General features: G+C 68.0%; 27 protein-coding genes. 15 read left to right on the forward strand and 12 right to left on the reverse strand.

Annotated features, from left to right (window positions below):
* Positions 1-4 precede the first annotated feature (4 nt).
* The 4 genes from ACFVMC_RS05660 to ACFVMC_RS05675 all read left to right on the forward strand — a co-directional run bounded on the left by ACFVMC_RS05660 (position 5) and on the right by ACFVMC_RS05675 (position 2,785).
* Complete coding sequence (locus ACFVMC_RS05660) at positions 5-358, forward strand: metallopeptidase family protein (protein WP_379207164.1); 354 nt, start codon at positions 5-7, stop codon at positions 356-358.
* Between the two features lie 156 nt (positions 359-514).
* Complete coding sequence (locus ACFVMC_RS05665; protein ID WP_379207166.1) at positions 515-835, forward strand: PE domain-containing protein; 321 nt, start codon at positions 515-517, stop codon at positions 833-835.
* A gap of 43 nt (positions 836-878) precedes the next feature.
* Positions 879-1,958 carry a PPE domain-containing protein gene (locus ACFVMC_RS05670; protein WP_379207168.1) on the forward strand — a complete coding sequence of 360 codons (1,080 nt, stop codon included), beginning with the start codon at positions 879-881 and terminating at the stop codon, positions 1,956-1,958.
* A 41-nt stretch (positions 1,959-1,999) separates the two neighbouring features.
* A complete protein-coding gene (locus tag ACFVMC_RS05675; RefSeq protein ID WP_379207169.1) occupies positions 2,000-2,785 on the forward strand; it encodes an ESX secretion-associated protein EspG in 786 nt (261 codons plus the stop codon).
* A 54-nt stretch (positions 2,786-2,839) separates the two neighbouring features.
* Here ACFVMC_RS05675 and ACFVMC_RS05680 read toward each other — a convergent pair whose 3' ends face one another.
* The 3 genes from ACFVMC_RS05680 to ACFVMC_RS05690 are packed head-to-tail and all read right to left on the reverse strand — an operon-like array spanning position 2,840 to position 4,883.
* A complete protein-coding gene (locus ACFVMC_RS05680) occupies positions 2,840-3,523 on the reverse strand; it encodes a histidine phosphatase family protein (RefSeq protein WP_379207170.1) in 684 nt (227 codons plus the stop codon).
* Positions 3,520-4,431 carry a prephenate dehydratase gene (pheA, locus tag ACFVMC_RS05685; RefSeq protein ID WP_379207172.1) on the reverse strand — a complete coding sequence of 304 codons (912 nt, stop codon included), beginning with the start codon at positions 4,429-4,431 and terminating at the stop codon, positions 3,520-3,522. The genes ACFVMC_RS05680 and pheA overlap by 4 nt, the downstream gene beginning before the upstream one ends.
* A 47-nt stretch (positions 4,432-4,478) precedes the next feature.
* Positions 4,479-4,883, reverse strand: coding sequence for a hypothetical protein (locus tag ACFVMC_RS05690; RefSeq protein ID WP_379207174.1), 405 nt, complete (start codon positions 4,881-4,883; stop codon positions 4,479-4,481).
* Between the two features lie 109 nt (positions 4,884-4,992).
* On the opposite strand from ACFVMC_RS05690, the gene ACFVMC_RS05695 reads away from it, so the two are divergent.
* The 5 genes from ACFVMC_RS05695 (at position 4,993) to ACFVMC_RS05715 (ending at position 9,079) form a co-directional block, all read left to right on the forward strand.
* Positions 4,993-5,754 (forward strand): DUF2470 domain-containing protein, encoded by a 762-nt coding sequence (locus tag ACFVMC_RS05695; protein WP_379207175.1) that lies wholly within the window; start codon positions 4,993-4,995, stop codon positions 5,752-5,754.
* A gap of 36 nt (positions 5,755-5,790) precedes the next feature.
* The gene (locus ACFVMC_RS05700) at positions 5,791-6,573 is read left to right on the forward strand and encodes a CPBP family intramembrane glutamic endopeptidase (protein WP_379207177.1); all 783 of its coding nucleotides are present in this window, start codon (positions 5,791-5,793) and stop codon (positions 6,571-6,573) included.
* A gap of 66 nt (positions 6,574-6,639) precedes the next feature.
* Positions 6,640-7,896: an LCP family protein gene (locus ACFVMC_RS05705; RefSeq protein WP_379207179.1), complete on the forward strand. Its 1,257-nt coding sequence runs from the start codon at positions 6,640-6,642 to the stop codon at positions 7,894-7,896.
* A gap of 9 nt (positions 7,897-7,905) precedes the next feature.
* Entirely contained in the window at positions 7,906-8,448 is a 543-nt protein-coding gene (locus ACFVMC_RS05710) for a ferritin (RefSeq protein WP_379207181.1), read from the forward strand.
* Positions 8,449-8,530: 82 nt separating this feature from the next.
* Positions 8,531-9,079, forward strand: a complete 549-nt coding sequence (locus ACFVMC_RS05715; protein WP_379207848.1) for a ferritin — start codon at positions 8,531-8,533, stop codon at positions 9,077-9,079.
* Positions 9,080-9,322: 243 nt separating this feature from the next.
* Here ACFVMC_RS05715 and ACFVMC_RS05720 read toward each other — a convergent pair whose 3' ends face one another.
* The 5 genes from ACFVMC_RS05720 to ACFVMC_RS05740 all read right to left on the reverse strand — a co-directional run bounded on the left by ACFVMC_RS05720 (position 9,323) and on the right by ACFVMC_RS05740 (position 13,635).
* The gene (locus tag ACFVMC_RS05720) at positions 9,323-10,243 is read right to left on the reverse strand and encodes a DUF5926 family protein (protein ID WP_379207183.1); all 921 of its coding nucleotides are present in this window, start codon (positions 10,241-10,243) and stop codon (positions 9,323-9,325) included.
* Positions 10,244-10,276: 33 nt separating this feature from the next.
* Positions 10,277-11,422: a DUF5919 domain-containing protein gene (locus ACFVMC_RS05725; protein WP_379207184.1), complete on the reverse strand. Its 1,146-nt coding sequence runs from the start codon at positions 11,420-11,422 to the stop codon at positions 10,277-10,279.
* A 66-nt stretch (positions 11,423-11,488) separates the two neighbouring features.
* Positions 11,489-12,256, reverse strand: coding sequence for a glycerophosphodiester phosphodiesterase (locus ACFVMC_RS05730; protein WP_379207186.1), 768 nt, complete (start codon positions 12,254-12,256; stop codon positions 11,489-11,491).
* Positions 12,253-13,242, reverse strand: coding sequence for a DUF4328 domain-containing protein (locus ACFVMC_RS05735; protein WP_379207188.1), 990 nt, complete (start codon positions 13,240-13,242; stop codon positions 12,253-12,255). The genes ACFVMC_RS05730 and ACFVMC_RS05735 overlap by 4 nt, the downstream gene beginning before the upstream one ends.
* Positions 13,243-13,272: 30 nt before the next feature.
* Positions 13,273-13,635 (reverse strand): rhodanese-like domain-containing protein, encoded by a 363-nt coding sequence (locus tag ACFVMC_RS05740; RefSeq protein WP_379207190.1) that lies wholly within the window; start codon positions 13,633-13,635, stop codon positions 13,273-13,275.
* A gap of 304 nt (positions 13,636-13,939) precedes the next feature.
* Between ACFVMC_RS05740 and ACFVMC_RS05745 the strand changes: the two genes are divergently transcribed.
* From ACFVMC_RS05745 to ACFVMC_RS05760, 4 genes are all read left to right on the forward strand, one after another.
* The gene (locus ACFVMC_RS05745; RefSeq protein WP_379207191.1) at positions 13,940-14,551 is read left to right on the forward strand and encodes a hypothetical protein; all 612 of its coding nucleotides are present in this window, start codon (positions 13,940-13,942) and stop codon (positions 14,549-14,551) included.
* A 237-nt stretch (positions 14,552-14,788) separates the two neighbouring features.
* Positions 14,789-15,409: a superoxide dismutase gene (locus ACFVMC_RS05750; protein WP_379207193.1), complete on the forward strand. Its 621-nt coding sequence runs from the start codon at positions 14,789-14,791 to the stop codon at positions 15,407-15,409.
* A gap of 257 nt (positions 15,410-15,666) precedes the next feature.
* Positions 15,667-16,350, forward strand: coding sequence for a DUF1361 domain-containing protein (locus ACFVMC_RS05755; protein WP_379207195.1), 684 nt, complete (start codon positions 15,667-15,669; stop codon positions 16,348-16,350).
* Positions 16,351-16,450: 100 nt separating this feature from the next.
* A complete protein-coding gene (locus tag ACFVMC_RS05760) occupies positions 16,451-17,266 on the forward strand; it encodes a class I SAM-dependent methyltransferase (protein WP_379207197.1) in 816 nt (271 codons plus the stop codon).
* A gap of 272 nt (positions 17,267-17,538) precedes the next feature.
* Here ACFVMC_RS05760 and ACFVMC_RS05765 read toward each other — a convergent pair whose 3' ends face one another.
* Positions 17,539-18,306 (reverse strand): SDR family NAD(P)-dependent oxidoreductase, encoded by a 768-nt coding sequence (locus tag ACFVMC_RS05765; RefSeq protein ID WP_379207199.1) that lies wholly within the window; start codon positions 18,304-18,306, stop codon positions 17,539-17,541.
* A 174-nt stretch (positions 18,307-18,480) separates the two neighbouring features.
* On the opposite strand from ACFVMC_RS05765, the gene ACFVMC_RS05770 reads away from it, so the two are divergent.
* Together ACFVMC_RS05770 and ACFVMC_RS05775 are read left to right on the forward strand one after the other, a co-directional pair.
* On the forward strand, positions 18,481-19,419 hold the full coding sequence (locus ACFVMC_RS05770; RefSeq protein ID WP_379207201.1) for an SDR family NAD(P)-dependent oxidoreductase: 939 nt from the start codon (positions 18,481-18,483) through the stop codon (positions 19,417-19,419).
* Between the two features lie 111 nt (positions 19,420-19,530).
* Positions 19,531-20,175, forward strand: a complete 645-nt coding sequence (locus tag ACFVMC_RS05775) for a TetR/AcrR family transcriptional regulator (protein ID WP_379207203.1) — start codon at positions 19,531-19,533, stop codon at positions 20,173-20,175.
* A gap of 48 nt (positions 20,176-20,223) precedes the next feature.
* Here the strand turns inward: ACFVMC_RS05775 and ACFVMC_RS05780 are convergent, their stop codons facing one another.
* From ACFVMC_RS05780 to htpG, 3 genes are all read right to left on the reverse strand, one after another.
* Complete coding sequence (locus ACFVMC_RS05780) at positions 20,224-20,919, reverse strand: TMEM165/GDT1 family protein (RefSeq protein WP_379207204.1); 696 nt, start codon at positions 20,917-20,919, stop codon at positions 20,224-20,226.
* 275 nt (positions 20,920-21,194) lie between these two features.
* Positions 21,195-21,722, reverse strand: coding sequence for a peptidase (locus tag ACFVMC_RS05785; RefSeq protein ID WP_379207206.1), 528 nt, complete (start codon positions 21,720-21,722; stop codon positions 21,195-21,197).
* A 215-nt stretch (positions 21,723-21,937) separates the two neighbouring features.
* The gene (gene htpG / locus ACFVMC_RS05790) at positions 21,938-23,896 is read right to left on the reverse strand and encodes a molecular chaperone HtpG (RefSeq protein WP_379207208.1); all 1,959 of its coding nucleotides are present in this window, start codon (positions 23,894-23,896) and stop codon (positions 21,938-21,940) included.
* Positions 23,897-23,902: the final 6 nt, after the last annotated feature.

A 23,902-nucleotide genomic window follows, 5' to 3' on the forward strand; every position in this document is an offset into this window, starting at 1 on the left:
GACCATGTCGGTCTCCATGTCCGAGGACCGGTTCGAGGAACTGGTCGGCGACGCGCTCGACCAGATCCCGCCGGAACTGGCCCGCGCCATCGACAACGTGGTGGTCCTGATCGAACCGCGCAACGCCGAGGACCCCCATCTGCTCGGTCTCTACCAGGGGATCGCGCTCACCGATCGGGTCGACAGCCAGTACGGCGGCATGCTGCCGGACACCGTGACGATCTACCGGGACGCGATTCTCGACATCTGCGCCGACGCGGACGAGGTCGTCGACGAGGTCGCCATCACTGTGATCCACGAGATCGCGCACTACTTCGGGATTGACGAAGACCGGCTGCATGAGCTGGGATGGGGATAATCTTGTTCGAGCTTGCGGGTTCATTAAGAGCTGGGCAAGATCGTTGCAAGAAGTAGGGGATTCGATGGAACCGATCGCAGCGCTGTCGCGTCCTATCACTCGAAGGGGGAATTCTCGTGGTTCCGCCCATTTGCCGCCACTAGAAGGAGTCGAGTCATGGTTGGCCTGGTAAATATCACACCCGAAGCTGTCCTGCTCGCTGCCGCGGAGCTGGACCTGCTCGCCGATCGGCTCGCCGCCGCCGGTGCGCTCACGGCTCCTGCCACACACGTGATTCCCTCCGGCGCCGAGGAAGTGTCCTTGCTCGCCGCGAATCACTTCAACACCGCCGCCACCAGCCACGACCGCGTGGTCGCGCAGGGCGTGCTCGAGCTGCACCACGCCGCCAGCGTGCTGCGCGCCCAGCTCGCCGGCCACATCGCCGAGGATTCGGCCAAGGCGAGCATCATGAGCGCCGTCATGAACACCATCGTCTAGGCCACCGGATACCACTAGTACTGATCACAGGGGAGAAACAAGCATGACCGCAGGTATCACCGGGGTGTTCTGGCTGCCGCGCATGGCCGAAGCCAATTCCATCGCGCTCAACGCGGGCGCGCACGCCGTCCCGATCTCGGCGGCCTCCACCGCCTGGGGCGCGCTCACCGCCGTCTGGGTCGACGCCACGGCCACCGTGTCCCGCGTCGTCGCCGAACTCGGCGTCGGCATGCAGGGCATCAACGGCATGTCCGCGATCGGCAAGCTCGCCGGATTCACCGGCTGGGCCGAGCAGCAGGGCGTGATGGCCGCCGCCCTGAGCGCCAAGACCGCCGCCAACGCGGCCGCCTACACCGTGGCCTCGATCGCCATGCCGAGCCTGCCGGAGATCATCGCGCTGGAAACCGCGCGGGTCGCCTCGCACAGTACCGGTGGCGCGCTGCGCGGTGACGCCGAAGCCATCGAGGCCGCCAAGGCCGCAATGGATCTGCGCGCCGCGCTGACCATGGAGACCTACGAGGCGGCGACCACCGTTCAGGTGTCGACCCCCGGCGAGTTCACCGATCCGCCGCACATCGCCGAGGGTGCAGGCGCCGCCGACCCGATCAGCATGGTGATGAGCGCGGCCTCGGCCGCCGTGCAGAACGCGGGCGGCGTTGCCACCCAGGTCGCCAATGTGGCGGGCACGGCCGCCAGCAGCGTCGTCGGCACGGGGGCGAACATCGCCGGCGCCGCGGTCTCCGCGGCCACCGCGCCGGCCGGCACCGCCGCCCTGGTGGCTCCGGCCACCGTCGCCGCCGCGGCAGCACCCGCGATCACCGTCCCGTCCACCATCGGGGCCAGCACCGTGCAACTGCCTTCGGGCTGGGGCACGCCGGCCACCGTCGGCGGCATGGGCCTGGGCTCGCTGCCCGCCAGCGGCACCGGCATGCGGATGGAGACCGCCGCGACCCGTCCGGCGTCCAACTTGAACAGCCCGCTGGTGCCCAACCGCGCCGCCACCAACAACGAGGACGAGGAGCAGGACCGCAAGCCCGCCGTCGACCTCCAGGACGATCAGTTCGCCGACGGTCGCTTCATCGCCGACGGTGTCATCGGCGCCAGCACCGGACAGAATAAGTGACCATTCTGGGTGCGGGCCACGGCCCATCCATGCTCGGAAGCGTGGCGTTGTCGCTCGACGAGATGCAGTTCCTCCTGGAGAAACTGGAACTCGACGAGATGCCCGTGGTGCTGCAAGCCACCGGGCGCTATGACGACCAACTCGCCCACGACGCGGCGATGGACGTGGCCGCCCAGTCCCTGACCGACCGCGATCTCGTGGTCGACCGGGCGGTCCAACCGGAACTCGAAGACCGGCTGCGCACGCTGTACCGGCCGCACTGGGTGCTCGCGCTGCGCCTGGTCGTCGACGGCGTGGTCAGCCGGCTCTGCCTCGCAAAGGGTGACGACCTGGCGGTCCTCGCCCTGCGCGGGCCGGAATCCTATGTGCTCAGCGTGGTCGACGAGGATCTGCCGGGCCCGATCATCGCGGCGCTCGGCGCCTCGGAGCCGCTCGAGATCTCGGCCATGAACGCCCAAACCGAGCTGCTTGCACCGATTTTCGGCGATGTCGGGGATGCGGCCGCGACGACCGAACGGCTGAGCAAGGTCTGCACCCCGAACCGGGACGTGCAGGTACTCGCGTCGGCCCTGGTCGAAATCCATTCGCACGCGCAGATTTCGGCGGTGGTCTACGGCGACGGCACCCGCGATATCGCCGACAACCACATCGCGCTGTTCAATACCCGCGGCGGCCGGATCGTCGTCACCGCGAGCATCGCGGACGACGGCACCAAGTGGTCCTCGATCAGCAGCGGCAGCAATGCCCGGCTCCGCCAGGCGCTGCTCGATCTGATGAACTCGCTCCCCGAGCGCGAAGATTTCGCGCCGACCGCCGGCCCCGCGTAGTCACGACCGAACCCACCGGCTCGCCTGCCCGGCGAACCGGTGGGTTCTGTCGTGTCAGCCCATCGGATCGTCTTGGCTGCGTTCGGCTTTGTAGGTGAACGGCGGCGTGAACCGGCCCCACCGTAGGCAGGCCCAGCCGCCGTCGGGTTGCGGGGCGAGTTCGATGGTCTCGGTGTTGTCGAGGTGGTTGTTGGTGGAGAAGGGCGGGGTCACACCCGCCAGGCTGCGGCCGAGCAGACGCATCGCGGCACCGTGGATCACCAGCAGCACATCACCGGAGGCGGGGGTGGTCAGGTAGCTTGCGCGCAGCTGATCCAGCATCGGGATGAAACGTTCCAGGACCTCGTGACCGGATTCGCCGCCGGGCACGCGGCGCGTCAGATCGCCTTCGTGCCAGGCGTGATACACCGCGAGGAAGGCATCGTGCGACTCGCGGTCGCTGCGGCCCTCCAACTCACCCACCTGAACCTCGTGCACGCCTTCGAGTACCTCCGCGGGCACACCGGTGGCGGCCTCGATGTACGCGGCGGTCTGCCGGGCCCGCAACGCGGCCGAGCTGAACAGCGCCTGCGGGGGTGCGGATAGGTGCGCGCCGAATGCTTTCGCTTGCGCCGCACCGCGTTCGGTCAACGGCAGGCCCGGCACCCGGGTGTCGAGGATCTTGGCGACATTACCCTCGGTCTCACCGTGCCGGACCAGGATCAGCCTGCCTCCGGGCGAGACGTCACGCGCGGTCATGGCGCGTCCCCCTTTCGCAACTGCGTCAACCATTCCGCCGCCGCCTCGTCCGACGGGGGCGGGGTTCCGGTGGCCGAGGTCGCCGGCCAGGAACCCAGGAACCGGATGTGCGCGGTGCGGTGCAACGCCTTGAGCGCTTCGGCCACCGCGGTGTCGTCGATATGCCCGACACAGTCCAGATAGAACCGGTAGGTGCCGAAACGTGTTCGGGTGGGCCGGGATTCGATCCGGGTCAGATCGATGCCGCGGGTGGCGAATTCGGCGAACGCGCGCATCAGCGAGCCCGGCTCGTTGGCCAGTTCCAGCACGATCGAGGTGCGGTCGGCGCCGGTCGCGGCCGGTGCCGCGCAGGGCCGGGTGACCAGGACGAAGCGGGTGATCGCCTGGTCGTGATCGGCCACGCCGGAGGCGAGCGTGGCCAGTCCGAGCCGCTCACCCGCCAGCGCGGTGGACACCGCGGCTTCCGCGTGCCCGGCCACCACATCCTCGGCGGCGGCCGCGTTCGAGGCGGAGGTGTAGAGCCGCGCGTCCGGCAACTCGCGGGCGATCCATTCGCGGACCTGGGCGGCGGCCACCGGATAGGCGGCGAGCGTACCGATCTCGCGCAGCCCGGCACCGGCCTTGCCCAGGATCGTGAAGGACACCTCGAGTTCCGTCTCGGCGATGATCTGTAATCGGGGGCCGATCGCCAGCGAATCCAGGGTCGCCGAGATCGAGCCCTCCACCGAACTCTCGATCGGCACCACCGCACCGTCGACCTGCCCGGCACGGATCAATTCCAGCGCGGCGCCCTGGCTCGGCGCGGCGATCCGCTCCACCGGGGCAGCGAAGACGCCGGTGGATTCGAGTTTGGCCAGGGCCATCTCGGTGAATGTCCCGGAGGGACCGAAGTACGCGATACGCGGCACGTCTACGAGGTTACTTGCGTCGGCGGGGCGGGCTCCGCCATCGCGGGCTAATTCGGGGCGAGAATCCGCAGCGCCCGGGTGACCTCGTCGACGGCATCGGTGTCGATCCCCAGCAACACGGTCCGCGCGGCCTCGACGGCGGCGGGTTTCAACCCGGTCAGGAACGCGATGTCGGGCCGTCGCAGGGCGGTGCGGATGTCCTCGCCGCACAGGGCGGCCACTGTCGCCGCGACCACGGCCACGGCCCGGTCGCCGCTGGTCGTGCGGGCAACGAACCCGCGCTCCGCGTGTGCGGCCGCCGCCAGGAAGTCCGCGAGGTCCGCGTCGGGCACGTCGGCGTCGACCGTGGTCTCCTCGGGGGCCGCCGCCCGCACCAGTCCGTCGACCAGGCTGCCGCGGCCGGGCACCGTCAGCGCCAGCAGTACCGGCTCGTTCGCCCCAGCGTTGTCCACACGGCAACCGTAATCCCGGCCGAATCTCCGGCGGCGGAGAGGTTGCGGAAGTGATCTTCGTGACTTAGCTTAGGTTTACCTAATTCACTGCCTGCTCTCGGAGGTTTGCATGCCGACTTCGACCATCGCGCCGACGACCGCTGAGCGAGTGCGGAGTTCGTGCGCCCACGCCGAGCAGGCCGTGCTCGCGCTGCCCGGTGTCGACCCGACCCCGACCTCCGTGCACTACCTGCGCGAATGCGGAGACGTGGTGATCGCGGTGCCCTCGGCATCGGTAGCCGCGGTGCTGGTCGGCAACGCGCGGGCCGGATCGTCCGCGGCGGTCCTGGAATTGACCGATCACGCCCCGCTGCCGCTCCGCGAACCGGTCCGCTCCCTGGTGTGGCTGCGCGGATCGGTGCGGTCGGTGCCGGTCCAGGCGCAACGGGCGCTGGCCGGCGAGGTCGCCAAGGACTATCCGCATCCGGCGCTGCTCGATATCGGGCACACCGCGACCCTGCTGCGGCTGGTGCTGGAGTCCGCGGTGATGGCGGACTCGACCGGCGCCGAATCGGTATGCCTGGACCAGCTGCGGCGAGCACAGCCGGATCCGTTCTGCGCCATGGAATCCGCGTGGCTACAACACCTGGACGCCGACCACGCCGACATCATCGCCCAGCTGGCCCGCCACCTCCCGCCGCGACTGCGCACCGGCGCGGTCCATCCACTCGCCATCGACCGCTACGGGCTCACACTGCGCATCGAGGGACACGACGGCGACCACGACTTCCGCCTGCCGTTCAGCACGCCCGCCGACGACATCGAGGCGCTCAGCCGCGCGGTGCGCACCCTCGCGGGCTGCCCCTTCCTCAACGGCATCCGGCGCATCTAGTTCGCGCGATCGAATCGAGGCAATAGATTCGGACGCATGCGTGCTGAGCCGGGCGAGACCGAGCTGACCGAGCGGGACCGCCGGGGCATCCGGCTCGAGATCGTGGTGGTGCTGATCGTCACCTTCGGGCTCAGCGGACTCAGCGCGGCGCTGTCGCTGGTGGAGAGCGCGCTCTCCCCCGGCGGGGTGGGCGGGCAGACCATGCGCCTGAACCCGTCGCGGTCGGAGCTGCCGCTGCTGGATCTGCTGTTCCAGCTGCTGAGCGTGCTACGGCTGCTGGGCTGGGCGGCGCTGGGCCTGTATCTGCTGTGGCGCAGCGGAATCGGACCGCGGGCGATCGGACTCGCGCGCCGCCTGCGCTGGCGCCAGGACGTGCTGCCCGGGCTCGGCCTGGCCGCCCTGATCGGAATCCCCGGGCTCGGACTGTATTTGACCGCGCACGCGCTCGGCTTCAGCGTGACCATCGTGCCCGCCTCCCTCGGCGACCACTGGTGGCGCCTGCCGGTACTGGTGCTGGCCGCCTGCGCGAACGCTGTCGCCGAGGAAGTGCTGGTGGTCGGCTACCTGCTGACCCGCCTGCGCCAACTGGGCTGGACGGCGAACCGATCGCTGCTCGCCGCCGCACTGCTGCGCGGCAGCTACCACCTGTATCAGGGCCTCGGTGGCGGACTCGGCAATCTGGTCATGGGTGTGATCTTCGGCCGATTCTGGCAGCGCACCAATCGCCTGTGGCCGTTGATACTCGCGCACGCCACGATCGACACGGTGGCCTATATCGGGTACACATTCCTGCACGGCCACCTGAGTTGGTTGCCGTAACGGATTCCGCGGCAGGCGGGATCGATAGAGCAAGCGCGCCACCCCCCGATCAGTAGAGTCAGAGTGATGAACGGCGACGACCACCAGCGCAATGCCCGGCCTCGCCGGCTGCCGCCGCCCGATTACGTTCCCGGGTCGGCGGGTTCGCAGCATCTGAAGCCGACCGAGGTGCTGCGCCGCGACGGCCAGGAGTACCAACCGCCTCAGGCCTATTCGCAGATGCGGCGGCAGCAGCCACCACCGCGGCGTACCCACGCACCCACCCAGCAGCCGCAGCCCTATCACGAGCCCGCGCCCCGGCAGCGCCGCCAGCAGCCGCCACCGCCACCGGCCGCGCCGCCGAACCGGCGGGAACCGGAGCCGCGCGCGCCGCGACCCCGGCGCAAGCGACACCCGTTCCGCTGGTTCCTCGTCTTCCTGCTGGTGCTGCTGGTCGGTTCGGTGGCCGGTGTCATCCATCTGGACGGCAAGCTCACCCGCATCGACGCGCTCACCGATTACACCGACCGCGTGGGCGATACCCCCGGCACGAATTGGCTGCTGGTCGGCTCGGATTCCCGCACCGGCCTGACCGCCGACCAGGAAAGCGAACTCGCGACCGGCGGCGATGTCGGTAGCGAACGCACCGACACGATCATGCTGATCCACGTCCCGAAGTCCGGCGGCACCACCATGGTCAGCCTGCCGCGCGACTCCTACGTCTCGATTCCCGGCCACGGGCGCGACAAACTCAACGCCGCCTTCACCTTCGGCGGCGCCGCGCTGCTGGTGCAGACCGTGGAGATCGCGACCGGCCTGCGCATCGACCATTACGCGCAGATCGGTTTCGCCGGTTTCGCGGGCATCGTCGACTCGCTCGGCGGCATCGATGTGTGTGTTCCCAACGCCATCGACGATCCACTGGCCGGGATCAACCTCCAGGCGGGCTGCCAGGAGCTGAACGGACCCGAGGCGCTGGGTTTCGTGCGGTCCCGGGCGACCGCGCTCGCCGATATCGATCGGATGAACAATCAGCGTCTGTTCATGGCGGCGCTGTTGAAGAAGGCGACCAGCTGGTCGACCCTGGCGAACCCGTTCTCGCTCTGGCCACTGGCCGGTGACACCGTGAAATCGCTGAAGGTCGACGAGGGCGATCACCTGTGGCATCTGGCCCGGCTGGGCTGGGCGCTGCGCGCCGACACGGTGGCGACGACGGTGCCGATCGGCGGCTTCGACGACACCGACAGCGGCAATGTGCTGCTGTGGGACAAGTCCAAGGCCGGGCAGTTCTTCGAGGCGCTGGCATCGGATCAACCCGTGCCGGAGGCTCTGCTGACGCGGTAACGTCGAAGTATGGCCGGTACCGAGTCCTTCCCCGTCCTGCTTCGCGACCAGATCCGGCGCGGCTTCACCGCCGCCCAGCAGTGTCTGGCGATCGCGGTCTACTTCGACGCCAACCGCCTGCCACAGCTGTCCAAGCACTGTTACAACCGCTCGGAGCTGCATCGGGCGCACGCGCTGCGGATGATCCAGCATCTGCTGGACCGTGAGCTCGACGTGCGGGTCGGCGGCCTGGACGAAGTGCGCCCGGATTTCGACGCGCCGGTTGCGGCGATGCGTTTTCTCCAGGCGGGTGAACAGGTTTTCACCGAGCAGATCACCGAGTTGGCGGCCGCCGCGCGAGCCGACGACGACTACCTCGGCGAGCGGTTCGTGCAGTGGTTCCTCAAGGAGCAGGTGGACAATCTGGCCCGGGTCAACACCCTGGTTACCGTGCTGGACCGGGGCGTCGGCGATCTGTTCGACGTCGAGGAGTTCATCGCCCGGGAGGTGCCGGCACCGGCGCGGGCCGATCGGAATGCGCCGAAAATGGCTGGCACAGCAACAAATTATTAGGTCTGGCTGACCTCAATAAGGCTGTGCTCAATAAGGTTGCACTTGGATGACACGCGCTCTGACCAGCGTTAATCTGTCGAACATGCCCAGCCATCAGGAGAACCAGCGCAGCAAATTCCACAAGCTGCTTCACGACCAGATCCGGCATGAATTCAATGCCGAGCATCAGTACATCGCCATCGCGGTGTGGTTCGATAACGCGGACCTGCCGCAGCTGGCCAAGCGCTTCTACGCTCAGGCGGTAGAAGAGCGCAACCACGCGATGATGATTGCGCAGTACTTCCTGGATCGTGATCTGAGCGTCGAACTCACCGGCGTCGATTCGGCGAAGTCCGCGTTCAAGAACGCGATCGAGCCCATTCAGCTGGCGCTCAAGCAGGAGAAGACGGTCACCGACCAGATCATCCAGCTGGCCAGTACCGCCCGCGAAGAGGGCGATTACCTCGGCGAACAGTTCATGCAGTGGTTCCTCAAGGAGCAGGTGGAGGAGGTCGCCGCGATGCACACGCTGCTCAATGTCGCGGAGCGGGCCGGTTCCAACCTGTTCGATCTGGAGAATTTCATCGCTCGCGAAATGAGCGGTCCCTCGGATGCTTCCGGTGCGCCCTCCGCGGCGGGCGGATCGCTGTAATACGGGCGATATGAATGGATTCGGGCCCAGCTCTTCGCGACGAGCTGGGCCCGAGTGCTATCCGTTATCTCAATCCGCGCTCAGCGTGCTGAGCAGCGTGGTGAGCAACGTGAGAATGGCGTCCATGATTGCCTACTTTCCTCATCTGGCGGCGGGGTTTTCCCTCGCCATCACCAACTTTCGGTGATGGGAGAGAACCTATCCGACCAGATGTCTGAAAGAAGCGTATTTCACAAAATTGGGTCAGCGCAAAGTGACCTGGCGCGAACGCAATCCGTCGCGGGAACGCCGCTCGTCCGCGGTCATCGGTGCGTCGTCGGCCAGCGCCGCCGCCAGGCGCACACCGAATTCCCTTGCCGGAGTTTCCCATTCGGTCGGATGCCGGTCCGGATCCAGATCGAACACCGGCACCAGCAGGCCGTGCGTGCGGAACGAACCCGCGAAACGCGAACCCTCACCCAAATGCAGGCCGCCGCCGGCGTGCAGCCGAGCCAGCGCCAGCATCAGGTCGTCCTCGTTCTCCGGGCGAACCCAGCGCAGGTGCGCCTTCTCGCCCGCGTCGACCCACCAGCCCGCACCGATCGCGTCCGGGCCCAGATCCAGCCGGGCCGACGGCATGATCGCCTGCTTGGCCTGCTCGATGGTCGCGGCGACCTGCGGGTCGGGCGTGACACCCTCGGGCACCCACCAGTCGAAGTCCTGGTGCACGGTGAGTTCCAGGTCGGCACCGGGATCGATGACATCGGCCAGCCGCGGCCCGCCGTCCAGCGCCTGGGCCGCGTTCAGCGATTCGCCCGCCTCCGCCGACTGGGTCCACAGGATGGCGGCCGCCATATCGGCGCTCGGATCCGCACCCTGGAGTTGCACCTGGGTGCCGACGAATCCGGTCTCGGGCTCGCCGGCGCGCACCAGCGCGGCCACCGCGCCCGGCAGCACCGTCGCCAGCACGACCGAACGCTCGGCGGCCACGCCCGGCGCCAGCTTCAAGGTCGCGGTCGCCGACGGCACGAACTCCCGCAGCGCCACCAGATCACATTCGGCGGCCAGCCCCTCGAACGGGCGCGTCACGGCCTGTGCCGCCTGCTCCAGCGCCGCCTTCCGCTCGGCGAGACGCTGGGCCCGGTTCCCTCCGGGCTTAGGACTATTGCGCTTGCTCTTACCCACGGTGCGCGAGCGTAGCAGGCAGCGCCGCCAGGATTACGGCGTCGGTAACGCAGTCACATGGCGCGGCTCGAGTTCGACGTACATGGTGTAGCTGTCGATGCCGTACTTCTCCGACAGTGCCCGAACCACCTCGCGGCACTGCTCGTTCGATTCCGCGGTGATGGCCTGCCGGTTCACCACCTGACAAACGACGCGCTCGGCGGCGGTGCGCAATTCGAGTTCCTTACCGACATCCAATTGCAGCAGTGCCTCGGCAGCGTTGTCCCATAGCGACGACAGGTACCAGTGGCCTCTGATCTCGACACCGGCGACATTGTTGTTCGGTTCGCGACCATCGATCACTACCCGTGGATAGAGATGACGCAGAAAGTCGTTGTCCCGGCTGCTGTCCCACACTCGGCTGAAGTACTCGCTGGTCATCCGGCCGTAGACGCTGCTGACCGAAAAGTCGATGTGCTGGCTCTGATCGGAGATGTCATCGGGCATGAAGAAGGCCACCATCGCGTCGTCGTCGATGCCGTAGTAGGCGATGCCCGGCGAGCTGTCGTACAGCCTGACCTCGAGCAGCCGCTGAACGTTGGTCAACTCGGAATTCTTGTGCATGCCGTTGAGCAGTGCAAGATTCTTCTTCACCCCCTCGGCGATCGAGCGCCCGCGCCCGGCGACCTCGCGACTGCGTCGGGTCGCGGCTTCGGAGGTGGGGTCGATGAGCAGGATCTCTACCTTCACGCCCCGCTCGATCGCCTGTCGCAGGGCTGCGACGCAAGCTTCCCGGGAGGCCGCCACCGCCGCGTCGGTGGTGTCGGTCGGATCGAGCACGCCGCTCGAGGTGTCCATGATGCGGATCTTCGATCGCGCGCTGCCAAGTCGCTGCAAGTAGAGGTTGTACTGGAAGTTCGCGAAGCTCTCCGGAATGTCCCCGCGCCGCTGCAGGATCGCCTCCAGTCGCCGCTCGAAGGCGATGAGCAGCGGGGTCAGGATGAACGCGACCATGGCGGTGCCGAGGAATTCGGCCGCCAGATTGACCTGGAGTTCGTGCGCGGTGAAGGGACGGGCCAGGAACAGCATGACCGCGGAGATGACCGCTGCCAGCCCGATCGAGACGAACGCCAGGGTCAACGTTGTGATTCGGCGCCGGCGAGCGTCGGCGGCTTGCGCCGGCTGTGGCGGTATCGACATCGAATCCCCCCTTGGCCGTGCGCTTTTCGCAACGGTTGCGTCGATTCGATGGTAGCGCGGACCCGGCTAGGCCGGGGTGAGTAAAGCCTTGGTGCGGGCGGGGTGGTTGGTGGCGACCCAGCTGACGCCGAGGTCGGCGCACAGTTGGACATCGGTGGGGTCGTCGGCGGTCCAGCAGTAGGTCGCGCGGCCCGCGGCGGCGGCCACGTCGACGAGCTCGGGATGCTCGCGCAAGGTCTTCACCGACGGGCCGACCGCGGTGGCGCCGACCGCGGTGGCCGCGCCGCCACCGAGATAGCGGGAGGACTCACCGAGCAGCACCGTGGGCAGCAGCGGCGCGGCGCGCCGGATCCGCCAGACCGCGGTGGCCGCGAACGACATGACCACGGCCCGGGAGTGATCCGCCGACGCCGGGGTCGCGATGCCGAAGCGCTGGAGTTCGGCGAGCAACTTGTTCTCCACCAGCGCGCCGTAGCGGACCGGGTGCTTGGTCTCGATGAACAGCTTGGTCGGGCGGCTGCGCCAATCCAGCACGAGCTCGATCAACTCCGACAGCGTGAGCACCGCGGCCGGCGCGCCCGCGACCCCGAAGTCCAGCTCCCGCAGCTCGTCCAGGGTCATCTCGCTGACCGGGCCGGTGCCGTCGGAGGTGCGGTCGACCGTGCGGTCGTGCACGCAGACCAGCTGACCGTCCCGGGTGAGCCGGACGTCGCACTCCACCCCGTCGGCACCCTCCTGCAGGGCGAGTTCGTAGGCCGCGAGGGTGTGTTCGGGTCGCGCCGCCGAGGCCCCCCGATGCGCCACGACGAACGGCGCGCGATTGCCTTGGCTCACTGGGCCATAACCTCCTGGTCCGCTTTCTTCGCCTGTCCCGCACCCGGTTGCACCGGCTCGATGACCGGAACGGCCGCTTCGGTGGCCACCACCCAGCGCCGGGCGAGCTTGGTGCGGCCCAGTAGATCCCGGCCCGCCACCAGGCGCAGCACCCACAGCGTCAGCACCGCGACACCGGCGGCGACCGCGTCGGTCCAGACCATGAACATGACGCCGTCCGCCTTGGCCTGCAACGAATCCGCGGTGCGCCAGAGCAGCGCGCCGACGGCCATCGCCGCGCCGAGCACCCAGCCGCACCACCAGAGCCGAACGGCGCGCAGCACCCGTGGATCCGTGCCCTGCTCGGCCAATTCGGTGAGAAAGACGCCCGGCCACACCAGGTTGACGCCCGGCAGCACACAACCCAGCGTGAGCATGCGCGCCGATCGGGGATCGCGCTGGCCGTTCGCGGCGAACGCGGCGGCCCGGGCCTGGATCAGCCAGCCGACCAGCGCCACCGCCGAGAGCAGCGCGAAAACCAGGGCGAGTACGGCGGATCCGATCACCAGCGCATCGGAGACGCGCAGCAGCAGCGGATCGATCAGCCGGGTGCGGTTGCGCAGCAGGACACCGTAGCGGCCCAGCTCGGCGACCGCGGCCAGCGCGAACAGTCCGGCGGTGACCACCAGCAGCGGCTCCACCCGCAGTGTCCAGCGTGCCCAGCGCGAGGGCGGCGCGGCGGTGGCGGCGGATGGGACATCGGTCAGACCCCAGCGTGGGATCTGGGTATATCGCGGTGTGCCGGCGCCGGTTCCGGCCCGGCCGCCGGGGCGGCGCGTGCGGTGGTCCGGGCGACGCGCGACCCAGCGATAGTTGCGCCGCGCGGGCGGTGCGTCGATGGGCGCGGGTGAGAGCAGCACACCCCGGCAGCGCGGGCACCAGTGCATCGGGGTCGTCTGCACGGCCCAGCGCGCGCCGCAGCGCGCACATGGTTGCACCACGCTCATGGGCTCAGCTCCCTTCGGGATGGCAGGAGGTCAGTAGATCTTCGCCTGGTGGTCGCCTTCGGCCGCCAGTGGGCGGCCCTGCTGCTGCCAGGCCACCATGCCGCCGTTCACCTGGATGGCGTCGAACCCGACATGCGCGAGATACCGGGCCACCTCGATCGAGCGCCCGCCCTGCCGGCAGACGACATAGAGATCGACGTCGAATTCCAGTTCGTCGATGCGGGCCGGGACGTCGACCATGGGGATGTGGATGGCTCCTGGCGCGTGCCCGAGTTCCCATTCGTCGTCCTCGCGCACGTCGAGCAGGATGGGCCCCGCCTCGCCGCGCGCGGGATTGTCGAACTCGGCGGGCACAGCCTCCACCGGTACCGACGGAACTTCGGGACTCGTCACGGGTCCGATCCTGCCATGTCGGGCGGGCCGCCGCCCCGGCGAAGTCGGGGCCGGGGAAGTTATCCACATAATCCACAACCTCATCCACAGGTTAAGACTTCGGGTGTGGCGGGAGCGAACGACCGATCCGAGACTCCCCTCCTGAAGTCCCGGAGCGGTCATCCGCCGCTGCCGCGAGGTACCCCTGCGGGACCCGGCACTTACTTGGACGGAACAACCGGCCATTCGGTTCCGTCGAAACGGGCAACCGCGGCGAAAAAGTGAAATACGAGGTTCCGCAACGCCGTATCGGTAGCCTTGATGCATGAACGTGAGCAGGGGGCTACTCGACGGATTGGACATCACCGGACTCAACACCGCACTGTCCGAGGCGACCTGCCTCGGCCTGGACGCGGACACCAAGGCGCACGAGCTGCGCCTGCGACTCGGCGTACTGACTCTGCCCACCACCGGGCAGGGCAGCGAAGACTTTCCCGTTCAACTGACCTTCACCGGCGTCAGCCGGGTCGCGGCCTCCCTGCGCATGCAGCGCTGGGACGATGTGGAACCGCAGGTACTTCCGCTGCAACTCGACGGCCTCGACGAGGCCATCCGCAGTTTCGGCGGCGGCCGGCTGCACGGCTGGGAATTCATCGATCTCGACGACAGCGGCTGGGCGCTCTGGCGGGAGCTGCTCAGCTTCGACACCAAGTTCGACGATCACATCTCCACGCACGTCCTCGAATTCTCCCAGGAAGAGGGCATCGACCCACGCGAACTCGACATCCGCGTCTGGTTCGACACCATGACCATCCACGACGCCACCGGTAGACAAATTCCCCTGGAGGAGTTCGTCGCCGGCGGCGAGAACTGGTGGAAAGCGCACGACGCGGGCGATCCGCGGACCATCCGGCCCGGCATCGTCCCCCAACTCTGACCCATCCGGGCCGACCCCTTCGCGACCGCGCACCCGTCAGGGCGCGCGGTCGCCCCAGCTCCGAAGAAAGCGGGGTTTTCTGGCGCGCAACGGGTACCCGACACCACGATCCGTTCGGTAGCTTCGCTGGGGGAATGAGGGGGGACCGAGCCAGGTTGCTACCTAGCGGGTGTACGAATGGTGGTTGGGTGTTGCTCGAAAGCGGGCACACACGGCCCGACATTAGGAAGGGACATCGTGGCTGTTTACACGCTGCCAGAACTCGATTACGACTACAGCGCTCTGGAGCCGTTCATCTCCGGGCAGATCAACGAACTCCACCACTCCAAGCACCACGCCGCCTACGTCGCGGGCGCCAACGCCGCCCTGGAGAAGCTGGAAGCCGCCCGTGAGGCCGGCGACCACGCCGCTATCTTCCTCAACGAGAAGAACCTGGCCTTCCACCTCGGCGGCCACGTGAACCACTCCATCTGGTGGAAGAGCCTGTCCAAGGACGGCGGCGACAAGCCGGTCGGCGAGCTGGAAGCCGCCATCGTCGACCAGTTCGGCTCCTTCGACAAGTTCGTCGCGCAGTTCTCCGCGGCCGCCAACGGCCTGCAGGGTTCGGGCTGGGCCTGGCTGGGCTACGACACCCTGGCCGGCAAGCTGCTCACCTTCCAGCTGACCGACCAGCAGGGCAATGTGCCGCTCGGCATCATCCCGCTGCTCGGCCTGGACATGTGGGAGCACGCCTTCTACCTGCAGTACAAGAACGTCAAGGCCGACTACGTGAAGGCGTTCTGGAACGTCGTCAACTGGGCCGAGGTGCAGGACCGCTTCGCCCGCGCCGTCGCCCAGGGCAAAGGTCTCATCTTCTGAGATATTGGCGGCGCCTGCGGCGCCGCGTGTTTGCGGCCCCTTATGTCTCGCATCCGAGCAGCCGAGACTCGCGCCTGCGGCGCATGCGCTTCGGCTACTCGGATGCGAGACGGCCGCAAACGGTCGGTCGTAAGACTCCCTCCGGACGGGGCTGCGTCCACCGATTATGTGACGTGCTTGTGGAGAAGTAGTGCGGATCCGGTGGATGTTGGCCGGGGACATGGCCGATCGCAAGGTCTTTCGCGCAGGGTGGGGGCATGGATGTGCTCGACAAGGTGGGGCCGGATCTGCTGGACGTGCTGCGGCGCGACTGGATCTGGATGGGGTGGAACACGATTCTGGCGTGGATCCCGGTGGCGCTCGCGCTGCTGATCTTCCGCGTCGCACCCGCCGCGAACCGGCGTTTTCCGCGGTCGCCGCTCTGGTGGGCGGGCCTCGCGCTGTTCGTGCTGTTCCTGCCGAACGCGCCCTATGTCGTCACGGATCTGGTGCACCTGCGCTACGACATCGCCTTCGTCGGCGACGGCCCCGTGGTCACCACCGTGTTGCCGATCTATCTGGCGTTCATCGGCTCCGGATTCCTGGCCTATTACCTGGCGCTGGACCAACTGGGGCGCTACCTCGACCGTAACGGTCTGGGGAATTGGCGCGCGCCGATCACCGTGACCCTGCATTTCCTCTGCGCGATCGGCGTCTTCCTGGGCCGCTGGACCCGGCTCAACAGCTGGGAGCCGATGGTGCAGCCCGCCGACACCTTCGAACGCGTGCTGCTGGCCCTCACCTGGTCGTGGGCGCCGATCCTGATCGCCGCGGTATTCCTCGCCACCGCGACCGGGCATTTCGTGACCAAGGCGGTGGTCGAAGCCGCGGTGGCCAGCGCCGGACGCGGTGCGCGATGGTTGCGGGATACCCGTACCCGGTCCGCACCGACGGAGTCGTGATCTCAGACGCATTAGGGCACAGCGATTTTCGCCGAAGGTGCTGGATGACCCCGGGGGTAGCCGCGTAGCCTGAGAAGGTTGGGTGAGCGTGGAGGAAGAGATGTCCGGAAACCCCCTGGCCGCCGCCGAGCCGTGGGATCTCGTCGCCGACGGTTACGCGGCGGAGGCACTGGCGATCATGGAGCCGTTCTCCGCGCGCGCCCTGGAATTGGCCGGATTGTCCGCGGATTCGCACATCGTCGATGTCGCCGCGGGACCCGGCACGCTGAGCCTGCTCGCCGCACCGCAATCGGCACGGGTCACCGCCATCGATTTCGCCGGGCACATGCTCGAGGTACTGAACCGAACCGCGGCGGCGGCCGGGCACACCAATATCGAAACCCACGTCGGCGACGGCCAAGCGCTCCCGTTCCCGGATGGCGAATTCGACGCGGGCTTCTCCATGTTCGGCCTGATGTTCTTCCCCGACCGCACGAAAGGCTTCGCCGAACTGCTGCGGGTGCTGCGCCCCGGCGGCGTCGCGGTGGTCTCGGCCTGGGCCCCCGTGGTCGAATCACCGCTGATGCGAATGATGTTCGGCGCCATGGCCGCCGCCGACCCGGCCATCGAGGAACCACAACCGAACTACCTGAGCCTGGAGAACCCCGAGGTCTTCGCCACCGAAATGCGCACAGCCGGTTTCGCGGGCGTCACCATCCAACGCCACACCAACGAAGTCGCCTGGGACAGCGGCGAACAGATGTGGGACCAGATGGCCCGCAGCAGCGCCCCCTTGACGGTCCTACGCCGCAGCCTGGACGAGCGCACCTGGTCCGAACGCGCCACCATCATGCGCGACTACCTCACCACCAACTACAGCCCCCGCACCCCCTTGGCCACCACCGCATTCCTCGGCATCGGCCACAAACCAGCCTGACCCCACCATCCTTCCGGGGAACCCGTTGCACACACGGACCTTTGGGGGCCCTGTGCACACGCCCGCCCTTGGGACTCAATTACGCACGCCAACCTTCTGAGGACCGAGAGCGCACGCCGCCCCTTTGGGGACCCAGAGTGCATGCCGAGCGAAGCGAGGCAAGCTCCGAAGCTGGACGGCACCGGGGAAGCGAAGCGCCCCCGGTGCCCGATCGAGACTCCGGTCGCCGGGCCGTTAGCCGAGCGCAGCGAGGCGTCGGCCCGGTGACCCCGCTAGCGCGGGCTCATGCGCAGCGCGCCATCCATGCGGATGGTCTCGCCATTGAGGTAGTCGTGCTCGGTGATGTACTGCGCGAGCTGCGCGTACTCGTCCGGTCGGCCCAGGCGCGACGGGAACGGCACACCGGCCTCGAGGCCCTTGCGGTACTCCTCGGTGACACCGGCCAGCATCGGGGTGTCGATGATGCCGGGGGCGATGGTGTTCACGCGAATGCCGAACTGCGCCAGGTCACGTGCGGCCGGGACGGTCATGCCGTGCACGCCGCCCTTGGAGGCGGAGTAGGCGATCTGGCCGATCTGGCCTTCGAACGCCGCGACCGAGGCGGTGTTGATGATGACGCCGCGCTGGCCGTACTCGTCGACGGTGTCGGTCTTGGCGATCGCGTCGGCGGCCAGGCGCATGACGTTGAAGGTGCCGAGCAGGTTCACGGTGATGACCGTGCGGAACAGCTCCAGGTCGTGCGGGCCGTTCTTGGACAGGATGCGCCCGGCCCAGCCGACGCCGGCGCAGTTGACCACGACGCGCAGCGGCACGCCGGACTCGACGACCTTGGCCACGGCCGCGGACACCTCGTCGTGGCTGGTCACATCGGCCGGAATCAGGGTGACGCCCGCGGGCACGTTGTCGCCCGCGCGCTCGATGGATTGCGGCACGTCAAGGCCGAAAACGGTGGCGCCGAGGTCGGCGAAACGCTTGGCGGTGGCGGCGCCGAGGCCGGATGCGCCTCCGGTGACAATGGCGGCGGAACCCGAAATCTCCACGATGGTCCTCTCGTTCGTGACAGCCAGTTGGCCTTTCGTCAATTGCACCCTAGCGCCTGTGCCGCAAGACCCCTAGCACCCCTGCTGCGCACCCCGGTAGGACACCCGGCTGTCCCCCGTCAGCCGCCGATTTATCCACGAACAGACCTGTTCATCGGTGGTAGTGTCGCCGTCATGGAGTTGGCCCGCTCGTCGCCCGAGCACCCTCGACGGAAGCGCTTCGCGATCCGGCGGTCCCGGCCCGGCGTGCGCGGCCGGAAGGTCTTGGTCACGGGCGCGGCGCGCGGCATCGGTGCGGCGCTGGCGCGGCAGCTGCACGCGCGCGGTGCGGCGGTGGCGCTGCTGGGGATCGAGCCGGAACTGCTGGCGGAAGTGGCGCGCGATTGCGGCGACGCGCCGTGGCGGTACTGCGATATCGGGGATCCCGCGCAGGTGCAGCGCACCGTGGACACGCTGGCGGCCGAACTCGGCGGGCTGGACGTGGTCGTCGCCAATGCCGGTGTGGCCAAACAGCTTCCGCTGCTCGGCGGTGATCCGACGGTGATGGAGGAGATGCTGGCGGTGAACACGCTCGGCGTCTATTACACGCTGCGGGCCGCGGGGCCGCACGTGCTGCATCCGGATGGCTACGTGCTGATCGTGTCCTCGCTGGCGGCGGCGGTGAATCTGCCGTTGGCGGGCGCCTACAGCGCGTCCAAGGCGGGGGTCGAGGCGCTGGGCCACACCCTGCGCAACGAGATCCGGCACACCGGCGCCCGGGTCGGCGTCGCCTATTTCGCCGAACTCGACACCGATATGACAACCCGCGGCTTCGGCACCGCCGCGGCCCGGGCCATCCTCGGCCGGTCCACGGTGTCCGGGGTAGCGCCGCTCGGCCCGGCGATCGACGGCATCGAACGTGCCATCACCAAGCGCAAGCGCCAGGTGGTCTCGCCGTGGTGGGTGGCCGTGGCGCTGCCGATGCGCCCGATCGCCCAGCGGCTGATCGACTTCACGCTGCGCGGCGGGGTGGCCTCCGCGCTCGAGATCGCCCGCACCGAGGACGCCCCCTTCACCACCGAGCAGCCGCGGCGGCCGCGCCGAGTGCGCACCCAACCGGGCGGCGCGGCGTAGCCCCCGGTCGAATGCCCGGCGCGGCCGGGCAGCCCCTGCGCGGTCGGGGCGATTCACCCACCAGAATGGAGCGGCAGACCTGACCCCATCCCCGAACCCCGGAGCCACCGCATGACCCCACCCGTCGCCCGCCAACTCCCCCGCGGCCGCCACGGCCTACCCCGGGAGCAGGTGATCGCCTCGCAGCGCGAGCGCATCCTGCAGGCGATGGCCGAGGCCATGACGGAGAACGGCTACGTGGGCACTTCGGTCGCGGTCATTCTCAAGCGCGCGGGTGTTTCCCGGGAAACCTTCTACGAGCAGTTCCGTTCCAAGGAGGACTGTTTCGAGGCCGCCTACGAACGCGCTGCCGAAGCGCTACTGGCCCGCATCGCGCATGCCTCCGCCGCACCGGCCGACACCGTCGCCGCCTCGGACCGAATGAGTCGCATTCTCACCGCCTACCTCGACGGCCTGGCTGCCGAGCCCGCCTACGCGCGACTGTTCCTGCTCGAGGTCTACGCGGCCGGTCCGAAAGCCGTAGCCCGCCGGGCCGAACTCCAGGAGTCCTTCGTCGAACTGATGGCGGAAACCCTCGGCGCGCGTACCGAGGCCCAGCGTTTCGCCTGCCGGACTCTGGCCGCCGGGGTGAGCGCGATGGTCACCACTCAGATAGCCGCCGATGACCTCGACGGCCTGCGCGCGCTGTGCGAACCGCTGCTGGAATTGGTGCGGCGCAGCGGCGAGCTCTACGGCAGCGCGCTCACTCGCGCCTAGCCTGCCGCACCACACCGATCCGGTTACGGCGCGCGGCCGCTGAGCTCGTCAGACGGATGTGCGGACGAGTTTCGGTGCACGGCGGCGGACCCGGCGTATCAACAGCACACCGCCGATCACGGCCGGGACCACGGCGGCCAGTGCCGCACCCGCGACCAGGCCGAGCCCGGGAAAAACGGTGGTGAGCAGCGTGGCAGCGCCGAAATACAAGAACAGCAGGCCCGCGGCCAGGCCGATCGCGCGTTCGGGCAGATGCTTGCCGATCAGGATGCCGACGGCGATGGCGAGCGCGTCGGCGGCGACCATGCCGATGGTGGAACCCAGCCAGACCCCGAACCAGTTGTTGTCGGTGGCCAGGGCGGCGGTCGCGAACATGGTGCGGTCACCGAGTTCGGCGAGCAGGAACGCCGAGAGCACCACGAAGTAGGGCGCCTTGCTCGAGCGCGGCGGCTTCGGTTCGTCGTCGGGTTCGGGTGCGGTCCAGTTCTCGCGCAGCGTCCAGACGCCGACGCCGAGGAACATCAGCGCCGCGACCAGCGCGATGACGCCGGTGGGCAGGGCCGCGCCGAGGAAATGGCCGACGGCGACCGAGATGACATGCACGAGGGCGGTGGCGGTCGCGATGCCGCCGAGCACCACCCACCAGCGATAGCGCAGGGCGAAGGTCAGCGCCATGAGCTGGGATTTGTCACCCAGCTCGGCGAGAAAGACGATGCCGATACTCAGCAATATCGTGGCGATCATGATGGTGGCTGCTCCCGGGTCTCCGGCCGACAACGAGGGTTGTTTCAGGCCGAAGGTCTCGCCCACCGGTGCACTACCGGTTCACGCAACCGGACCCGGGAATCGGATCAGTATGTCGACCGCGTGATTGGGGGCTACTCCCCTTCGCTGCATCCGACGATACCCGGATGCTCATCGATTGCCAAACCGCTGTTATCGAAATCGCAATGCGCACAATAAGTTTGGGGACCGACGCGCAGAAATTCGGGTACCCTTACCCGCCCTGGCGGGCAGGCTCACGCAGCCAGCAGCATGGCCAGAACCGCGGTGTCGGGATCGCTGATCGGATCCAATCCGACCCGGCTGACCAGGGAGGTGATGGTGCCGTCCGACTCCGCCTCCACCCACGCGGCCCGATGCTCGAGCCCCAGGTGCGGCACACCCGGCAGCAGCACACAGCCGGACGCGGCGCCCGCGCACTCGGGCAGACTCGGCCGGGTTTCCGACGGCGGATGCAGCATCAGCAGCGCCGGTGGCACATGTTCGGCAAACCTGCCCGGCGCCACGGCCTGCTCCCCCAGCACCGGCCCCTCGGCCAGCACCAGGCCGACCATATCCGGCATCGGATCGTCGGGCAGCTCCTCCCGGACCCCGAAAACCGTCGAGGTGTGCAGCAGCCCCGGCAGGGTCGCCACCCGCACCGCGAGCACCAGCACCTGCGCCCATTCCTTGGTGGTGTCGGGCCAGCGCCCGCTGATGACGAAACCGCGCAGCGATCCGTCCGCTTGAAACGGCGTGATGCCGATCGGTCCACTGATCCGCATGATGCCTCCGTTCCTCCGGCACCGGCTTTTCGCCAACGTCAGGAGTCAGAGGATGAACGAGACCGCACCTGGCACACAAGTATGTTCGAGTGCCAGCCGACTGATTTCCCGAGCATCCGGCCAACCCTTCTACCTGTGAATACCCAGGCCGAAACCCATTGTTACGACGAATGGCCACCCCCAGCGGGAGTGGCCATTCGTAACCGGGAATTTTCCTACAGCGTCCGGGTCAGCCGATCGGTCAGGATGTGCGCGAACCGCGCCGGATCCTTCAGCTCCCCACCCTCGGCCAGCACCGCGGTGCCGTAGAGCAGTTCGGCGGTCTCGGTCAGCTCCGGCACCTTGTTCTCGTCGGCGTCGTCCTTGCGCGCGAAGTACGCCTCCTTGAGCCCGGTCACCAGCGGATGCGCCGGGTTGAGCTCGAGGATCCGCTTCGACTCCGGCACCGCCTGCCCCGACGCGCGGTACATGCGCTCCAGCATCGGCGTGAAGTCGTAGACATCGCCGACCAGGCAGGCGGGCGAGGTGGTGAGCCGGTTGGTCAGGCGCACCTCCTTGACGCTCTCGTCGAGCGTCTTGCCGAGCCAGGTCAGCACATCGGCGTAGTCCTTGTCCTGCTGTTCGCGCAGCGCCTCGGAGGCCTTCTTCTCCTCCTCGGTCTCCAGATCGACCTCGCCCTTGGCGATGGACTGGAACGGCTTGCCGTCGAACTCGGTGACCGAGCTGACCCACATCTCATCGACCGGGTCGGTCAGGATCAGCACCTCGCGGCCCTTGGCCTTGAACGCCTCCAGGTGCGGCGAGGACTCGATCTGCTGCCGGCTCTCGCCGGTCATGTAGTAGATCTGCTCCTGGCCCTCGGGCATCCGCTCCAGGTACTGCGCGAGCGTGGTCAGCTCGGATTCGGAATTCGTGGAGCTGAACGAGCTGACCTGAAGGATGGTCTCGCGATTGTCGAAGTCCGAGAGCAAGCCCTCCTTGAGGACACGCCCGAACTCCTTCCAGAAGGTCTGGTACTTCTCCTGGTCGTCCGCGCCCTGGAGATCCTTGACCGTGGACAGCACCTTCTTGACCAGCCGCTTGCGGATCATCTGGATCTGGCGGTCCTGCTGCAGGATCTCGCGGGAGACATTGAGCGAGAGGTCCTGCGCGTCCACCACACCCTTGATGAAGCGCAGGTACTCCGGCATCAGCTCTTCGCAGTTGTCCATGATGAACACCCGCTTGACGTAGAGCTGCACGCCGCGCTTGTGCTCGCGGGTGAACAGGTCGAACGGCGCGTGCGACGGAATGAACAGCAGCGCCTGGTATTCGAAGGTGCCCTCGGCCTTGAGCGGGATGATTTCGAGCGGATCGTCCCAGCCGTGGCTGACGTGGCGGTAGAACTCCTTGTACTCCTCGTCGCCGACCTCGCTCTTGGGGCGGGTCCACAGCGCCTTCATGGAGTTGAGGGTCTGCTCCTCGGTGACCGTCTTCTCGGTCTGCTCCTCGCCCTCACCCTCGGTGACGGTCCGCTCCACCGACATCCGGATCGGCCAGGCGATGAAATCGGAGTACTTCTTGACGATCTCGCGGAGCTTCCACTCCTGCGTGTAGTCGAAGAGGTGGTCGTCCTCGTCGGCGGGCTTCAGATACAGGGTGACCGCGGTGCCCTGCGGGGCGCCGTCCACGGTCTCGATGGAATAGGTGGAGCTGCCCGCGCTGGATTCCCAGCGGGTGCCCTCGGTTTCGCCCGCCTTGCGGGTGGTCAGCACGACCTTGTCGGCGACCATGAAGGTGGAGTAGAAGCCGATACCGAACTGGCCGATCAGCTCCTCGGCCGCCGCCTCGGATTTGGCCTCGTTCAGCTGCCGGCGCAGCTCCGCCGTCCCCGACTTGGCCAGGGTGCCGATCAGGTCGACCACCTCGGCGCGGGACATGCCGATGCCGTTGTCCCGGACCGTCAGTACCCGCGCGTCCTTGTCCACCTCCAGCTCGATGTGCAGATCGGAGGTGTCGACATGCAGGTCCTTGTCCTGGAAGGACGCCAGCCGCAGCTTGTCCAGGGCGTCGGAAGCGTTCGAGATCAGCTCCCGCAGGAACGAGTCTTTGTTGGAGTAGATCGAGTGGATCATCAGCTCCAGGAGCTGATGTGCCTCGGCCTGGAACTCGAGTTGTTCGACGTGCTCTGTCACGCCGCA

The organism is Nocardia sp. NPDC127579 (genome assembly GCF_042672005.1).
Taxonomy (GTDB): Bacteria; Actinomycetota; Actinomycetes; order Mycobacteriales; family Mycobacteriaceae; genus Nocardia.

Bases quoted from the DNA above. Each gene is read 5' to 3' on its own strand.
- ACFVMC_RS05665 (WP_379207166.1), top strand. From the start codon at position 515: ATGGTTGGCCTGGTAAATATCACACCCGAAGCTGTCCTGCTCGCTGCC.
- ACFVMC_RS05670 (WP_379207168.1), top strand. From the start codon at position 879: ATGACCGCAGGTATCACCGGGGTGTTCTGGCTGCCGCGCATGGCCGAA.
- ACFVMC_RS05710 (WP_379207181.1), top strand. From the start codon at position 7,906: ATGGCCGGTACCGAGTCCTTCCCCGTCCTGCTTCGCGACCAGATCCGG.
- ACFVMC_RS05715 (WP_379207848.1), top strand. From the start codon at position 8,531: ATGCCCAGCCATCAGGAGAACCAGCGCAGCAAATTCCACAAGCTGCTT.
- ACFVMC_RS05705 (WP_379207179.1), top strand. From the start codon at position 6,640: ATGAACGGCGACGACCACCAGCGCAATGCCCGGCCTCGCCGGCTGCCG.
- ACFVMC_RS05660 (WP_379207164.1), top strand. From the start codon at position 5: ATGTCGGTCTCCATGTCCGAGGACCGGTTCGAGGAACTGGTCGGCGAC.
- ACFVMC_RS05780 (WP_379207204.1), bottom strand. From the start codon at position 20,919: ATGATCGCCACGATATTGCTGAGTATCGGCATCGTCTTTCTCGCCGAG.
- ACFVMC_RS05785 (WP_379207206.1), bottom strand. From the start codon at position 21,722: ATGCGGATCAGTGGACCGATCGGCATCACGCCGTTTCAAGCGGACGGA.
- ACFVMC_RS05695 (WP_379207175.1), top strand. From the start codon at position 4,993: ATGCCGACTTCGACCATCGCGCCGACGACCGCTGAGCGAGTGCGGAGT.
- ACFVMC_RS05755 (WP_379207195.1), top strand. From the start codon at position 15,667: ATGGATGTGCTCGACAAGGTGGGGCCGGATCTGCTGGACGTGCTGCGG.
- ACFVMC_RS05735 (WP_379207188.1), bottom strand. From the start codon at position 13,242: ATGAGCGTGGTGCAACCATGTGCGCGCTGCGGCGCGCGCTGGGCCGTG.
- ACFVMC_RS05760 (WP_379207197.1), top strand. From the start codon at position 16,451: ATGTCCGGAAACCCCCTGGCCGCCGCCGAGCCGTGGGATCTCGTCGCC.
- ACFVMC_RS05680 (WP_379207170.1), bottom strand. From the start codon at position 3,523: ATGACCGCGCGTGACGTCTCGCCCGGAGGCAGGCTGATCCTGGTCCGG.
- ACFVMC_RS05725 (WP_379207184.1), bottom strand. From the start codon at position 11,422: ATGTCGATACCGCCACAGCCGGCGCAAGCCGCCGACGCTCGCCGGCGC.
- ACFVMC_RS05775 (WP_379207203.1), top strand. From the start codon at position 19,531: ATGACCCCACCCGTCGCCCGCCAACTCCCCCGCGGCCGCCACGGCCTA.
- ACFVMC_RS05770 (WP_379207201.1), top strand. From the start codon at position 18,481: ATGGAGTTGGCCCGCTCGTCGCCCGAGCACCCTCGACGGAAGCGCTTC.
- ACFVMC_RS05745 (WP_379207191.1), top strand. From the start codon at position 13,940: ATGAACGTGAGCAGGGGGCTACTCGACGGATTGGACATCACCGGACTC.
- ACFVMC_RS05700 (WP_379207177.1), top strand. From the start codon at position 5,791: ATGCGTGCTGAGCCGGGCGAGACCGAGCTGACCGAGCGGGACCGCCGG.